General features: G+C 60.3%; 13 protein-coding genes. 6 read left to right on the forward strand and 7 right to left on the reverse strand.

Translation table 11 applies throughout. The annotated features are described in order from the left end of the window. Positions 1 to 186: 186 nt before the first annotated feature. The 4 genes from BUS42_RS03230 to BUS42_RS03245 form a co-directional block, all read right to left on the reverse strand. Complete coding sequence (locus BUS42_RS03230) at positions 187 to 1,377, reverse strand: SGNH/GDSL hydrolase family protein (protein ID WP_159452155.1); 1,191 nt, start codon at positions 1,375 to 1,377, stop codon at positions 187 to 189. A 516-nt stretch (positions 1,378 to 1,893) separates the two neighbouring features. Continuing rightward, positions 1,894 to 2,925 carry an AbiJ-related protein gene (locus BUS42_RS03235; protein ID WP_083670043.1) on the reverse strand — a complete coding sequence of 344 codons (1,032 nt, stop codon included), beginning with the start codon at positions 2,923 to 2,925 and terminating at the stop codon, positions 1,894 to 1,896. Positions 2,926 to 3,076: 151 nt separating this feature from the next. After that, a complete protein-coding gene (locus BUS42_RS03240; RefSeq protein WP_074305221.1) occupies positions 3,077 to 3,454 on the reverse strand; it encodes a type II toxin-antitoxin system VapC family toxin in 378 nt (125 codons plus the stop codon). Then, complete coding sequence (locus tag BUS42_RS03245; RefSeq protein WP_074305223.1) at positions 3,451 to 3,690, reverse strand: type II toxin-antitoxin system Phd/YefM family antitoxin; 240 nt, start codon at positions 3,688 to 3,690, stop codon at positions 3,451 to 3,453. Before BUS42_RS03245 ends, BUS42_RS03240 begins: the two co-directional genes overlap by 4 nt. Positions 3,691 to 4,033: 343 nt before the next feature. Here BUS42_RS03245 and BUS42_RS03250 point away from each other — a divergent pair, with 343 nt between their 5' ends. Further along, positions 4,034 to 4,570: a hypothetical protein gene (locus BUS42_RS03250; protein WP_074305225.1), complete on the forward strand. Its 537-nt coding sequence runs from the start codon at positions 4,034 to 4,036 to the stop codon at positions 4,568 to 4,570. Positions 4,571 to 4,953: 383 nt separating this feature from the next. On the opposite strand, the gene BUS42_RS46275 is transcribed toward BUS42_RS03250, so the two are convergent. Next, positions 4,954 to 5,376: a transposase gene (locus tag BUS42_RS46275; protein ID WP_143206224.1), complete on the reverse strand. Its 423-nt coding sequence runs from the start codon at positions 5,374 to 5,376 to the stop codon at positions 4,954 to 4,956. On the opposite strand from BUS42_RS46275, the gene BUS42_RS42475 reads away from it, so the two are divergent. The 3 genes from BUS42_RS42475 to BUS42_RS03275 all read left to right on the forward strand — a co-directional run bounded on the left by BUS42_RS42475 (position 5,330) and on the right by BUS42_RS03275 (position 8,518). Beyond that, positions 5,330 to 6,268, forward strand: a complete 939-nt coding sequence (locus tag BUS42_RS42475; RefSeq protein WP_159452156.1) for an IS630 family transposase — start codon at positions 5,330 to 5,332, stop codon at positions 6,266 to 6,268. The genes BUS42_RS46275 and BUS42_RS42475 overlap by 47 nt on opposite strands. 144 nt (positions 6,269 to 6,412) lie before the next feature. Continuing rightward, positions 6,413 to 6,784: a hypothetical protein gene (locus tag BUS42_RS03270; RefSeq protein ID WP_143206226.1), complete on the forward strand. Its 372-nt coding sequence runs from the start codon at positions 6,413 to 6,415 to the stop codon at positions 6,782 to 6,784. A 507-nt stretch (positions 6,785 to 7,291) separates the two neighbouring features. After that, positions 7,292 to 8,518 carry an ISAzo13 family transposase gene (locus BUS42_RS03275; RefSeq protein ID WP_074310628.1) on the forward strand — a complete coding sequence of 409 codons (1,227 nt, stop codon included), beginning with the start codon at positions 7,292 to 7,294 and terminating at the stop codon, positions 8,516 to 8,518. A gap of 188 nt (positions 8,519 to 8,706) precedes the next feature. Here the strand turns inward: BUS42_RS03275 and BUS42_RS03280 are convergent, their stop codons facing one another. Beyond that, complete coding sequence (locus BUS42_RS03280; protein WP_074305230.1) at positions 8,707 to 9,900, reverse strand: Ig-like domain-containing protein; 1,194 nt, start codon at positions 9,898 to 9,900, stop codon at positions 8,707 to 8,709. Between the two features lie 746 nt (positions 9,901 to 10,646). Between BUS42_RS03280 and BUS42_RS03285 the strand changes: the two genes are divergently transcribed. Next, the gene (locus BUS42_RS03285; protein ID WP_074305231.1) at positions 10,647 to 12,407 is read left to right on the forward strand and encodes a DUF4091 domain-containing protein; all 1,761 of its coding nucleotides are present in this window, start codon (positions 10,647 to 10,649) and stop codon (positions 12,405 to 12,407) included. A 653-nt stretch (positions 12,408 to 13,060) separates the two neighbouring features. Further along, the gene (locus BUS42_RS03295; protein ID WP_074305233.1) at positions 13,061 to 13,573 is read left to right on the forward strand and encodes a GNAT family N-acetyltransferase; all 513 of its coding nucleotides are present in this window, start codon (positions 13,061 to 13,063) and stop codon (positions 13,571 to 13,573) included. 151 nt (positions 13,574 to 13,724) lie between these two features. On the opposite strand, the gene BUS42_RS03300 is transcribed toward BUS42_RS03295, so the two are convergent. Next, entirely contained in the window at positions 13,725 to 14,423 is a 699-nt protein-coding gene (locus BUS42_RS03300) for a hypothetical protein (RefSeq protein ID WP_143206227.1), read from the reverse strand. Between the last annotated feature and the right edge of the window lie 192 nt (positions 14,424 to 14,615).

The following is a 14,615-nucleotide window of genomic DNA, read 5'->3' on the forward strand; positions in this document are numbered from 1 at the left end:
CCCTCCCTCAGCAGACAAGACGCTGACGATCCCTGCACACCTTGGACGGGGTCGCGCCTCCCCGGCGCGACCTCGCCAGCGTGTTCCGTCTCGGTTGAATTCCCTGGGACCGCGGGCGCCCCGCCCGCATTCTGGTTTCATCGCGAGTACTGTGTTCCCACCTACCTCGGCTCAGTTCCACGAGATTCATGGCTCCACGTTCGGAGCCAGGAGTGTTGCGATCACCTGGGCATAGACGCGGTGGCCGAAGTCGTTCGGGTGGTTCACGCCGTTTCCGGTCTGGTCCCAGTCTTGCTTGAGCTCCAGGAAACGGGTCCAGACCGAGGTCAGATCCGCCAGGGCGATGCCGGGACCGCGGAGTTTCGCCAGGGCGTCACGGTATTCGGGGAAGAGTTCGTGCCGGAGCCGGGTCCAGCCTCGGTTGCCGAGCATTGTGGCCACGAGGATGAACTCGGTGTCGGGGAGTCGTTCACGGACTTTGGAGATGACCCCTTCGATGTTAGCCTGATACTCCCGCGCCGGTCGTCCCGCGGCGTCGTTCATCCCGAAGGCCACGATGACGAGGTCGGGGCGGGGCTCGACGACCTTGTCGACCATCGTCAACGCCCAGGCCGTGTCCATTCCACCGACCGAGAGGTTCGTGACCTGCACCTGGCTCTGATAAAGCTTCTCGAGATGGAGGCGCAAGAGGTCGGGATAGGCGGGCTGGAACGGGGCCCCCTCGGCCCAACCCGAAGCGTTGCAGCCGGTCGAGATACTGTCGCCCAATATCACGATCCGCACGGGTTGCTTGGTCGCCAGCTTGTGGACGGTGCGCGGCAGCGCCTTCGGGTTGGGTGTCGGCACGGGCGCGGTCCAGAGATCCGGGGCGTGGGAATAGGTGATGCACGACTGCAACTCGTGATACTCGAGCCGCGCGCCGAAGAGGATTTCACCGTCACCGTCGCGGTGCGTCAGTTCGTATTGCTGAGTCTTCGCAGGTCGCCGTAGTGCCGCGGCGGTCGACGCAACGATCCGGGAGCCGGGTGGAAGGACGATCTCGCGGGATCCCGGCTTCCAGAGATAATCCTGGCCTTCCTTGTACATGACGTCGCCGGCGGAATTACGGACGGCCTGCACTTGCTGGATCGGGAAGAGCACCGAGGCCCGCGCTTCACCGGTCTTGTCATCCCGGATGAACAGGACCGACTCCCCTTCCATGACCGTGCCTTGCCAGAACGGTCGCATCAGGTCCGCCGAATACTTCCAGGCCGGCTTCGCGGAATCCTGCGCGTACACGGTCACCGTGGTTCCCAGGGCAAGGATCGACAGCATTCCGAGCCAGACCCCGGCCCAAGCCTTGGCGAGTGGCAACGAGGCGCGCAGCCTGGACAGCATCGGGGAGCGGGGTCTGACCTGACTTGAGTTCTGGCTGCATGTCATCGGGGGTCTTTCACGTTGGCGGAGGGAAGTCGAACACATGGGATGAGACTGGCGCGTCAACCGACCAACTCCGCGAGAGGTTTGCCGCCTTCCAGACTTCGGCAGCCAGGCTCTCAAAGCGGGCATGACGGGAAACCTGGTGAATTCAACGGGCCGGCAACAATCTGCCTATTCTTCCAAAATCCGCCAAGTCTCCCAACTGAGGTGTCTGGCCACTCAAACCTGCTTCCAATTTTATGTGTAATATCTGCGACGTCTTCTTTGGTCGCTAGATTTTTGCCTTTCTCGGTCATGTCGAAGGAAGGTAATTCTTGAGGAGTAATCCGGCAGCGATCCCTCCTAGGAGCGTGATAACCTGAAGGACCAGAATCGCCGTCGACATTCAAGCTCTCCTACAGCCAGTGGATATTCACCCTATCTTACTGCTACACAACGATATGCGAAACGCCGTAGCGGCGGATTGAGCGGGAATCAGTGAAGCTTCCCTGACAAGGCATCTTCGATATCGTTGGTCAACTTGACCCATAACGCTTCGCGTCTAGCCCTACGCAACGCAACAAGTGGCTGGGATGGGCTATTGACCGCCTGAAAATCGGACAGGACGGGTGTCGCTGAGAAGCGGCAAGGACTGACGATCACCGGCATGATGAACGCACCATCATATTTGGCGGCCGCGAGCAAAGGCGGCAGTTCGTTGTCGGCAATGAAGGTTGATGCAAGAAAATCGGCACTGACCAGCAAAACCGCCACTTTGGTCGCGTCGATGGCCTTATGGATTTCCTCCCGCCAGAGCTGGCTGGTTCTGATTCTGGTATCGTCCCAGCGATCTACCTTGCCATCGCGTTCAAGCGGAGCTAAATGAACACGCAAACGCTTCATCCAATCGATATCTTGATGGCTGTAGCTGACAAATACTTTGGTGCGTGACTGAGTGGGTGCGGACGGTGTCGGCACTGGCTCAGCTGGCTGGAGGGAGGGGGTAAACGTGGCGGTAGGAATGAACGTCGCCCGTTGTTCCTGGCTAGGGCTAGGTGGGGGGATATTCGTTGGAAGCACGGAATCGGGAAATCGCTGAGCCTCAAAAATCGGCTTTCCCGCTATCTCGCGTTTCCGGATGAAGGCCCAGCCAGAATCATGCAAATAGCCATTGAGAATTTCCACGATAGCTGTCGAGACTTTTGGGTCTGGCTGGACAAGGGGATGGACCATTTCGGTAAGAAAACGTAAAAAAGTCGCGTCCGAAACGTTGAGCAGATCGAACCTGTCATCGGTAAGAATCCAGTCATCTGGCCAATCGTCATTCCACTCACGATGGCGAACAATGTCGCCTGCTGCTGTGGGATGACGGTGATCGCTTGATGGTAGTAGATTAAGATTGTAAATACGCGAAAGGAATGCTGCGTCTGGTAGTTGGCCCGACCAGCAATGGTTATCAAATTTTAGTGCATCAAAAATATCGCGACGTGTAGAATAACTGATTGCATATTCCGGTCCTTCGTCCATTTGAAGCCTTCTGCTCTGTTTAGTTTTCGCTCCGCACGACTGCACCGAGCGTATTCTGGTCGCTGGCTACGATCATAGAGCTTGGTGGTTTTTGGGCTTTCGTGGTTAGCGATCTACTGGCCACACCCGACTCGGTTACCATTTTAGCCTATCAGGCGATGATGTGGGGCACACCGTAGCGTGCGACATGGCGATCGCGGCTGACGAATTTGAACCCCTCGTGGCGGGCCTGGGCGATCAGCAAGCGGTCGAACGGGTCGCGGTGGTGATTGGGCAGGGTTTCGACGGCCAAAGCGTGCGGCACGGTGACAGGCAACGGGAGAAAGCGATTAGCCGTCATGGCCGCTTCCAGGTCATGAGGAGCGTCAAGCTTGCCCAGGGCCCGCTTGATGGCGATTTCCCAGACGACGGCGGCGGAAACGTAGACGGTGTTCTTGCCGTCGCCAATCGCCTTCCTGGCGGCTTTGGAAAGGAGCTGGGGATCGTCGAGCCACCAGAGAAACGCATGGGTGTCGAGCAGCAGCGTCATTGCGGTTCGATGCCGAAGGCGGCGGCGATGTCGTCGGGCAAGGCGTCGAAATCGTCGGCGATGCGGACGCGGCCTTTCCACTGCCCGCCGACGCGGGGTGAATCGTCGGCGTGGATGGGCACCAGGCGGACCATCGGCTGACCGGCCTTGGCGATGATGACCTCTTCGCCGTTCATGGCATGTTCGACCAGCTTGGAGAGCTGGGACTTGGCTTCGTGGATGTTGGCGATTTCCATGATGTCCTCCTGATTTAGCTAAGCTTAGCTGATTATACCTCTTTTGCCAAGGGAAAGTTGCAATCGTGTGTGCAAATGGGGTTCACCTCTTTTTAAGATTTGCCAAGTCTCCCAGTTGAGGTGCTTGGCTGCTCAAACTCTGGTTACTCAAACCCGCCCCTGCCGGGGCATTCATGCAGTGCGGAAGACGGACCTGTCGAGGACGAAAAGCAGCGGGTGGATGATGAGTTCGGACTTGGGAAGTGTAAGGAATCCGCTTGCAGTGCTCCCGCTCAACGTTGACGATCTTCTGTGTTGACAAGGGGGAATCGGTTGAGGTCGAGTTCGGAAAGGGGCAGTTGCTGTGAAGAGCCTTGTCTTAATCACGGCCAGTTTTGCGATTCTCGGACTGTCGCACGCAAGGGGCGAGGACAAACCGTCAGATGGGGCCCGGGAGCGTGTTGAGCTGGCGAAACGGATCTACAAGGGGCGAATCGTCAAGGGTCTCGAGCTGCGCTTCGCTCCTCCTCAGGTCGAGCTCAACAATACGTCGGAAGACCCTCTCCTCAACGAGGTGATGGCCGAGGAACTGCATAAGTGGTCCGTCCGCTGGATGGAGGCCGAATGCGACGCTGCGGTCGACCAGGCCGGTCGCGTGGTCGCGGCTCAGACACACCTTGACCGGATGATGGCGGTCGAGTCGGGCAAGATGGCCCGCAAGGAATTGGCGGATCACCCACTGTTAAAAGAGATAGACAAGTTCAGGAAGGGATTCGTCGATGCTGGTGTCGAAGCTTTGCGAGAGATCAACCCCGCCGCCGCGAGCCGCTATCGGGATGTCGCCCGCTACTTCCGGTTAGAGGCTGAGGCCCGTCTGGCGAGAGAAAAGGCAGGTCGCTGAGCATGGATCGGGGCGTGAGGAGGGTTTGGCGAGCGAACAGCGTGAGCGCCCGACGTGTTTCAGACGAGCACCATCGGACTCACTCGACAGCGCATTACCTGAGCCCACCGCTGCCGATCCCGCCCATTCCGCCGCCGAACCCGCCGATGCTCAGCGCTGTCTATGCTCGGGGCCTGTGTCGCGGGGCGTCCGCCCATGCCTCCGAACTGGGCGTTTGCCCGGGGCGCAGGAGAGGATAACCAAGGCGAACGCAGCGAATCGCTTCATGGGAGGCTCCTGTTGGGGTTTGGGGAAGGCCCGATTGTATCAGGGCTTGGTTTTGAGCCTCGTCAGCAGAATCTGTGGGTGCGTTCCGGTTCGGGAAGTCGGCCGAGGTTGTGAAGTCAAGCCAGTTTAGCCACTCCCGAGGTTCGGAAGCCGTACGACTTCCTTGTCACCAGTTTCACCTTGTTGTTGAGCGCCTCCACGGCGCCCGAGGAAACCGCGCCCCGGGCACTCTTCCGGGGCGGGGCCTGGACGACCAGGGCCGGGCCGTCGTCCCGTTGCTCCAGGCACGCCCGGCCGTATAGGAGAACGATTTGAACTTCTCGACGCGATTGAGGATCGTCCGGATACGCATCCTGGGTCCTTCCTAAGCGGGTGGACTCGGTCCCCCTATAATTCAGTATGATTCGCACACCAATTGACGACGCAACCCGTGATGAACTCCAAGCCTTGCGCCGGAACCCGATTCCGCCGCGGGTCCGTGATCGTGTCGAAATGATCCTCCTCTCCGACGCGGGCTGGTCGGCCCCTCGCATTGCCATCCACCTGGGGGTCTGTGGCCAGACCGTTCGCGACGTCCTCCGGGCGTTCCTCGCCCGCGGCCTCGAGGCGCTGTATCCCTTCCGCTCGGGACCCGCCCCCAACCTCGCCAATCGCGACCGGGTGGCCGACGAGTTGAGGCGGTTGCTTGCCGAGGAGCGAACCTGGACCAGTCGGCAACTCAGTCAAGCTCTCGCCGAGCAGGGGATCGTCCTGGGTTCCAAGCAGGTCCGCCGCCACCTCAAGCGAATCCAGGCCAGTTACCACCGCACGGCCTGGACCCTGAAGCATAAGCAGGATCCGGTCAAAGTGGAGCGAGCCGGCCACATCCTGGACAACCTCAAGGCGAAGGCGGACAACGGGGATTTGACGCTCTACTTCCTCGACGAGTGCGGCTTCGCTCCCACCCTGCCGGTCGGCTATAGCTGGTCGTTACCCAAGCAGCGCAAGTTCATCCGCTACGAGGCTTCGCAACGGCGCCGGGTCAACGCGATGGCCGCCTATCGGCCCTATGGCCGCACGCCACGGCTGGAGGTGTTCACGGCCGAGCGGACCTGGGATTCGTATGACCTGCTTGGATTCTTGAAGGCGTTGCCATGGTCGAGTCGCCCGCGTGTCGTGGTACTGGACAATGCCAGCTTCCACACGAGCGCGGTGATCCGACAGGCCCGTCAGGAGTTGGCGGCATCGGGAATCTATCTCTACTACCTGCCGCCGTATAGTCCGGAGTTGAACCTGATCGAGTCGGTGTTCCGACAGGTGAAGCATCAGGAGATCCCTCAACGGAGCTTTCCGACACGCTGTGAATTGCGGAACGCCGTGGAGACTGGGTTCTCCAACTACGGCGAGCACCTTCCATCAAAAACTCCAAAAAGATTCCGTCCGGCCGCTTAGTCATGATGAAGCGTGGTTACTCCATCTTGACCGAGCGGTGCCCCAGGATGTGGTCCTTTCTCTCAAGGCGGATTTCTCTTCCGCTCATGCATCCACAGCCTCTGCGGAAAACCCCTAGTTCGGAAATCCCTGCGATTGATCAACATGCAAGCATGTCTTATTCGGTTTGTCGTTCATCAGAAGCTCCCGGGGTTTTCCCGGCAGGTGGGCCTGTTCTCCGCGGCGGGCTATCTGCGGGACCAAGGCGAACTCGACCCACGTGATCGAGCGCGGCTCGATAGGACGCTTTCATGGTTCTCTGAATATCTTTATGCCCCTCCGGCCGATGAGATTCCGAGTCAGGCAATCTTCTGGTATTACCAAGACTCTCCACTTGTCAGGCCAATGTGGGCGCTCGCAAACATCCTCAAAGAATATAATTTTTCAATCGAACTTATCAAGACAAATTTCGCTGGGCTCATTGTGTATAAAGACGAGCATCAGGTTGCCGCCATCCCGCGCGGTGGGAAAAGGTGAGCCGTGGCGAATGGCGCCGAGCGAACAAGCCGACAGGGCAGTCCGGCGAGCGCTGCAAGAGCTCCTGGCCACGATCTGCTTGCATGACCACGCAGCTGCCGCGGCCGGTCGGGGAGATCCCGGGACGTAGGGCTTGCTCTTCGGACATTGCACCGTCCTTGATGAACACATCGATGTTGCATCCGGCTCGCCTGGTGCCAGTACCCGTGTCCCCCCCTTCCGGGGGTCGAATCGAGACCATCCTCCAACGCATCGGTCCCGTACGGCTATCGCTCGAACGTGTCGATCAAGGCGTCCATTTCTTTTCCACCTCAGTCGAAACCGCTCCGCTCCAGATTCTCCAATACACATCTCGTTCTTGATCGGGAGGCGCTGAACCCGACGCCCCATCCTGCCCGTGACCCCTACCGCTTCCTCTTCCTCTCAAGCACCCACTGAGGAGTTGCACGACAATAAACTACCGAAAGTAGTCTTGTAGAAAATGTGATGCACGGCAATGGTGCGGGGATGCCGGACACCAACCTGATCGAATGGATTCGTCACAAGTATCTCGCCATCGTCACCGACCTTGACGAACGCGGGCGACGGAGATGGGCCGCGGCCGAAGCGCGGTCGCTTGGTCGCGGAGGCGTGACGGCGGTGGCGGTGGCCACTGGCATCTCGGATCGGACTGTGCGCAATGGGATTCGAGAGTTGGACGATCCAGAGGCACTTTCCTTTGGCCGTCAGCGAAAGCCGGGAGGCGGACGCCGCTCGCGTGAGGACTCGCAGCCGGAACTGACACGAGCGTTGGAAGCTCTGGTCGAACCCGTGACGCGCGGCGACCCCATGTCGCCGCTGAGATGGACGTGCAAAAGCACGCGGGTTCTGGAACGGGAATTGACGGCTCAGGGTTTCCAAATCGGCAGCACGAAGGTCGGCGAACTGCTGAAGTCGCGGGGCTACAGTCTGCAGTCCAACCGCAAGACGCTGGAAGGGACGCAGCATCCCGATCGCAACGCCCAGTTTGAGCAGATCGCACGCCGCGTCAAGGCCCAGCAGCGCCGTGGCGAGCCGGCGATTTCCATCGACACGAAGAAGAAGGAAACGCTGGGAAACCTCAAGAATTCCGGAAAAACGTATCGGCGCAAAGGTCAGCCGGTCCAAGTGAAGACGCACGATTTTCCCGACAAGAGTTTGGGCAAGGCGGTGCCGTACGGCGTGTATGATTTGAAACACAACGAGGCTGGTGTTTCCATCGGAATCAGTCACGACACGGCTGAGTTCGCGACGGCGGCCATCCGTCGCTGGTGGCGGCGTTTGGGCAGCCGGCGGTATCGATCGCCGCGGCGACTGCTGATCACAGCCGACAGCGGTGGCAGCAACAGTCCGCGCACCCGCCTGTGGCTGACGGAACTTCAACGCCTGGCTGATGAGTTGCAGATGATTATCGAGGTCTGTCATTTCCCCCCAGGCACCAGCAAATGGAACAAGATCGAGCACCGACTGTTCTGCCACATCACCCGCAATTGGCAGGGCATTCCGCTGGAGACACTGGAGATCGTGGTGAGTCTGATCGGCTCCACGACAACGCAAGAGGGGCTGGAAGTCCATGCGTGGCTGGATTCCGAAGCCTATGAAAAAGGTCGCAAAGTCAGCGACCAGGAACTTTCGGAAGTGCACATCAAGCGAAACAAATTTCATGGCGAATGGAACTATGAAGTCCACCCCCGACCTAAACCGTCAATTCGGTAGTTTATTGTCGTGCAGCTCCTGATTCTGCGGAAGACCCACTTAGCGGAAGTGTATTTCGATGATTGAGACAGAGGGGTATGACACAGGGATGCAACTCGTTTTGAAGTCGGAATGGGGGTTGGCAAAACGAGCTGCGTCCCTGTTGTCGCCGTGCCCGAGACCGTGCTCAGCGCGGTTGCCAGTTCCGGTTAGCTGACGGTCAAATCGCCACTGCCGATGCTGGGCTTGAAACCGATGTTGCCTGCGAAGCGGGCGTAGACGCTCCCGACGTCGGTGCCCGCTGAGGCCGTGGTCGCGACGTTGGTGAGGGTCGCGACCCCGTTGGCGTCGGTCACGGCGATGCCGGCGTAAGCGCCGTCGAGCGTGAATTCAACGGTCGAACCTGCGACTCCAGTGCCACTGGCAGCCGAGGTCAGGGTCGCGGTCAGGGTGGCATTGCCTCCGCTCTCCGCCGTCCCCGACACCTTGCTGAGCGTTGTCGAAGGCCGGTGGGCCGTCGGGTTCGCCGGGAGAAAACCACGCTGCGCCACAACTCGGCTGACGGCCCCTCGCGGCCCGAAGAGGCCGTTGTTGTCGAGGATTGCCGTGTCGAACGTGGTGATGGCGGTCGTGAATTTCGCCTGTGCGTCAGTCGTTCCACTCGCAGCGATTGAGGCGGCGGTGTTCTCCAGGTTCGTGACCGCCTTGTCGACCGCGGCGGAGATTTGAGGGTGTGTCACCTGGGCCGCGGCGTGGATCTCGGCGCGATAGGCTTCCGCCTCGGCCGTGAGCGTGGCGGCCACCTGTGCGACCGTCAAGGGGGTGGTCGCTGAAGTGCCCAGGGCCTGGACTAGACTTTTTAGGTTGGACTCGAAGCGCTGGGTGGTCGAGCTGTATACACCGGCCGGCGTGCCGAGCGCGTGGATCGGGCCGTCCGTCAGGCTCGCGATCGTCGTCTTGGCCGACGCCGCGAGGTCGGTGTTGAGGAGCAGTCCGACGCTGTCCTGCTGGTTCAAGGCGATCAGGTCGGCGACGACCCGTTGCCCCTGGAGTTTGATCATCGTGTCGACGTTGGCGAAGTGGGGGAGGAGTTGCCGGTCGACGTCCTGCTCGAAGCTCGCCTCCAGGTTCTGAACCTCCTGGATGAAGCCGTTGCCGTCCACGGCTCCCGACGTCAGGTCGGCGAGCGGCCCCTTGGTGAGCTGGGTCTGGAGCGATCCGACCATCAGGTTGATCGCCGCCGCGGATGTGTTTTTCCCCCTCCAGGCCTCCGCGATCAAACCACTCAGCGCCGGCCCGGTGAACGACTCGGTTGCCGCCGTCAGGAGCGCCCGCCCCTCGAGAACCTCCGCGTGAAAGACTCGCCCCCGCGCCCGCCGTCTCTCGCTTTTGTGGTTGTTCATGATGTTACCTGTAGCTGTGGTTCTTGTTGCGATATCCGTTGCCGCGGCTTCCTCAAGGAAACCTACGACGTACCGCCCGACACCCAAGGGGTGGCCGCGACCCCCACCCCCGGTTCGACGGACTTCCAGAGCTCACACATCCGGTGGGTAAGTCTCCTCTTAAAATACGAATCGAAACGTTGGGGAATTGACACGTGAATTGAGAGGAGTGCTTAAAATCATCAAGCGAATGGGAGCGAAGAACGACGAATCAATTAGGTTAGTGCATGGTGGCATACCAGTGAGGAAGCCGGCAGCTCCCAGCAGGACCGTTTCATGCTCGCCTTCACGGTGACAGAATCCCGTGGGAATCAGGGCGCGATCGGTTGTTGGCGTAGGCTTGGAGATTTGGGAGCCCTGGGGCTGTTCGTCAAGATCCGGAACGGGTGGCGCCAACCTGGGCACGGGAGCAACCCGATTGGCCCGTGGCCTCTGACGAACTGGTTGACTTCCACCTTTCGAGGACACGATGGCTGCGTCGCCCAATTCAGTCAGGGCTCAGCCTGGAATTTGGTTTCGGTCCCGTCGTTGCCTGGTAGCTCGGGCGGGAGTCGCCCGGAGTGTGAGCGCCTTGTGGGTGGTCCCGTCCGTCGTCGGCTTGGCGGGACTGTTTCACGCTTGTAAGATCGGTGCGAAGCGAAGGATTCGCTCAGATTATCCCCCCCCTCACCAGCGATCCTCCCACCTCGAAAGCCCACCCCACCATCATGAATCGAAGAGACGTCATCAAAAGCCTCGCCAGCGCAGGGGCGATCGGGGCCTTGGAACTCGAGTTGCCGTCAACGATCAAGGCGGAAGAACCGGCCCGCCTCGAGCGCGAAGGCCTCCGCTTCTGGCTCGAGACCTCGCTCCGACGCGTCTATCCGACCTCGCCGCCGGGCGATGCGGTTGCGCTCGCATTCCCGGCCGCTCGCAACGAGAAGATCTCGCTCCAGGCCTGTTTCCGGAACCTGAAGACGAATTCGGCCGTCGTACGTTGCGAGGTCGTCGGCGCCGACAACTGGCAGGCACGCGTCCGTCGGGTTGGCTTCGTGCCCATGGCGCAGCTTGACACCTACGTCCCGAAGGACGAGATCGAAGGCATCGGATTCATCCCCGGCCTTTGCCCGGACCCGCTCTATCCGGAGCCGACCGCTCACGTCGGGCCGGAATCCAACGGCGTCTTCTGGATCTCGCTGACGATCCCGGAGGCCGAGCGACCCGGAGTCCATGAGCTTCGCATCAAGCTTACCCTGGAGAATGAGTACGGCTACACCGACTTCGTTCGTCCCAAGCCCTGGTCGGTCGAGCTTCCGGTGCGCATTGACGTCCGCCCCCTGGTCGTCCGCCCTCGCAAGAACTTCCCGGCGACCAACTGGCTCTCCGCCGACTCGATCTGGGAATGGTACAAGATCGAGCCTTGCGGCGAACGGTTCTGGCAACTCGCCGAGGCGTACGTGCGGAACCTGGTGGAGCACGGCGTCAACGTCGTCTATTCGCCCCTCTTCAACATCCGCCATGAGATCCTCAACCGCCCCGCGCAGTTGCTGCGGGTCCATCGTACGCATCCTGATGTCTATACGTTTGATTTTACGGACGTGCGGCGTTGGGTGAAGATCGCGGTGGCCGCGGGTGCTGAGCATCTCGAGTGGTCCCATTTCTTTACGCCGGCGCCGACCAGCGCGAAATATCCGCAACGCATCTTCGAACGCGATTCCGAAAAGATCGGCGCGTTGCTCTGGCCGCCCGAGATCAGCGCGACGTCGGACACCTACCGCAAGTTCCTCGAGCAGTTCCTCCCCGCGTTCAAGGCGTTCCTTGAGGAGGAGAAGGTCCTCGATCGCTCGTTCTTCCATTGCGCGGACGAGCCCGACGGCGACGTCCAGATGGCGGACTACCGAAAGGCCCGCGGCCTGCTCTTGGAGCTGGCCCCGTGGATGAAGCTGATGGATGCGATGAGCGACCCACGGTTCGCGACCGAGAAGCTCTCGGACATGCCGATCCCGAGCATCGCCACCGCGCCTGCGTTCACCGCGGCCGGCTGTCCGGCCTGGGCCTACTTCTGCTGCGGGCCCCGCGATCGCTTCGTTCAGCGCCTGCTCGATACGCCGCTGGCGAAGATCCGGATGTCCGGCTGGCTCTTCTACAAGCTCGGTGCCAAGGGATTCCTGCATTGGGGGCACAATTACTGGTTCGTCTTCTGCACGAGCCAGATCGGCAACCCGTTCCAGGACGCCTCCGTCGGGGCCTGGCCCGGTATGCCCTACGGCGACGCCTTCGTCGTCTACCCGGGGACCGACGGCCCGATCGATTCGATTCGCTGGGAGGTCTTTGCCGAAAGCCTGCAAGACTACGCACTCCTGCAATCGGCCGGCATTCCGCCCGACGACCCCCTCCTCGATCCGATCAAGGATTACGCCACCTTCCCCAAGTCGATCGACTGGCTCGCGGCGGCCCGCCTCAAAGTCCTCTCGGCCGCCTCGCCGTGAAGTGAGACCGACGGGGCTTGACCGGGCGTTCTCGATGCGGTGCATTCCTGGGTGATCACTCGATCCAGGGATGTAACGCATCGGAGATAAATATGATTGGGAATACGCTGGTGTCTTGATTCTGAAGGCGTAATCAATAAAGAAAATGGAGCGTTCGAGGAGTAACCTGGTTCAGTTTTTGGGGATTGCATCAAGAGAGAGGAAGGCCCAACCTCGCTTCGTGACGCCTGCGTGGAAATTTTACGAACTTGGATGTATTGATGGTATGCGATTTTGGTGAGATTGGGGGCGCTGGCCGTCGCAACCAAAACGCTCCGAAGTTTGAAAGTCGCCTGCCCGTAGTGCCTGGTCCGCGAGTCGATGACGCTCGACTTGAACGACCTCCGAGCCTATGTGTGTGCTCGAGCTGCTCCGAGGAGTTCAGTCTCCAAGCGGCGCTGACCAAGGCGAACGAACTGGTGGCGGAGTGGGCGAGCGTTGTCTCTTGGATCGAATCGGTCCCGATCGTGTGATCGCCTTGGTAATCCAAGGGGGGCGAAAACAATGCGTGAGCCAGTCGCTGAGGAGCTTCGGGACTGATTATTATGGATTTTCCCTGTCCGCATGAGAGAGCAGGGGATAGCCTGGATAAAGCGAGAGGAAAATCCGTGGACATGTTCATCCGAGATGCGACCCAAGCCGACCTACCAACGATCGTCGAGATTTACAACCAGTCCATCCCCGCCGGTTGGTCGACAGCGGATACCAAACCCATCACGGTGGACGATCGTCTCGAGTGGTTCCGGAAATTCGAACCGTCAAAGCGGCCGATTTGGGTTGCCGAAGTGGACGGGCAAGTCGCCGCGATCACCTATCTCTCTTCGTTCTACGGCGGCCGCCCGGCTTACGACGCCACGGCCGAGGTCAGCCTCTATATCGCCACGGCCTATCAGCGCCGGGGCATCGGGCGGCAGCTCAAGCAGTGGGTGATCGAGCAGTGTCCACGGCTGGGCGTGACAACCCTGTTGAGCATGCATTTCGATCACAACGAGGCCACCCGCCGGATCAACGAAAGTTTGGGGTTCCAGCAACTGGGTCATTTGACCGAGATCGCAGTGGTCCAGGGGCACAAGCGGGGCTTGGTCATTTCGGCCTTACGCATCCCGCCAACGACGGGTGCTCAATGATCGTAAAGCTTCGGTGAACCCGTTATGAATTTATGGACGATTGACGATTGGTCAGCGGTCAGGATGGGATTTTTTCCGTAGGGTGGGCACGGCCCACCATCTCGATCTCCTGGCCAAGATGGAGGTCAAGATGGTGGACCTCACCACCGATTCAGCGCGTGCCCGGAAGCTTATAGAGCGCCCGGCCCTCGGCGGTCGATCGGAACTCGTAGAGACCCGGCGAGATCAGATACTGACGCTGGCCGAGCGATCCGCCACCGTCGTAGGTGATGTTCGAGCCGGGGGCTACGGCCAAGTCCTGGCGCGAGCCGCCAGCGGCCTGATGGGTGACGCCATTGATGGCGAAGGCGACACCGGCTCCTGCTGGGTCGGCATTAAGGATCGTAATCGGGATCGTCGGTGCGGCGGCCATCGGCCCCGGTGTTGGGACTGGCAATGAATAGACGGGAGCTTGCGGCGGGCGGGGGCACGATGCGGCGCACGGCAAGGGTTCGACCCGGATCGGGTAGTAGCCGAAGCATTGGAGCGAGTTCTTGCGGATCAACCAATCGTCGACCGCGAGGCGAAACTTGACGTTGTCGATCCGTCGGACGTCGCGGTTCACGGCGGCTAAATCGCCCCTCGAGCCATCGCGGCTGAGCTTCGCCTGGAGATGTTGGAGGCGATGTTCGGCCTTCGCCTCGTCCTTAATCTCGAACCAAGACCCGGTGACCAAGGAATTCAACAAGCCGACGGGTTGGCGGGGCGGGCCCTGGTCGACGATGACTTGCGCGTCGGCGGGCCTCGACGAGAGTAGGGCGACCACCACGGCCGCCAACGCGATCGAGCCTCGGTATTGAAGCCTGGACATCCATTCCTCCGCCATCGAGTCCCTTCGAAATCTCCGAATGTGAGTTTATCACACGAATTGGCCGGCAACCGGGACGATGCCGATTTCGGCGGGATCGGCGACCAGCAAGGCATTCCAAGTCTCTTATGGCAATGGTGGGGCGAGATCTTGACATAATTCTTATCGCTCAGTCACTCTATTGCCACTCATCGT

It is taken from the genome of Singulisphaera sp. GP187 (genome assembly GCF_900129635.1).
Lineage (GTDB): Bacteria > Planctomycetota > Planctomycetia > Isosphaerales > Isosphaeraceae > Singulisphaera.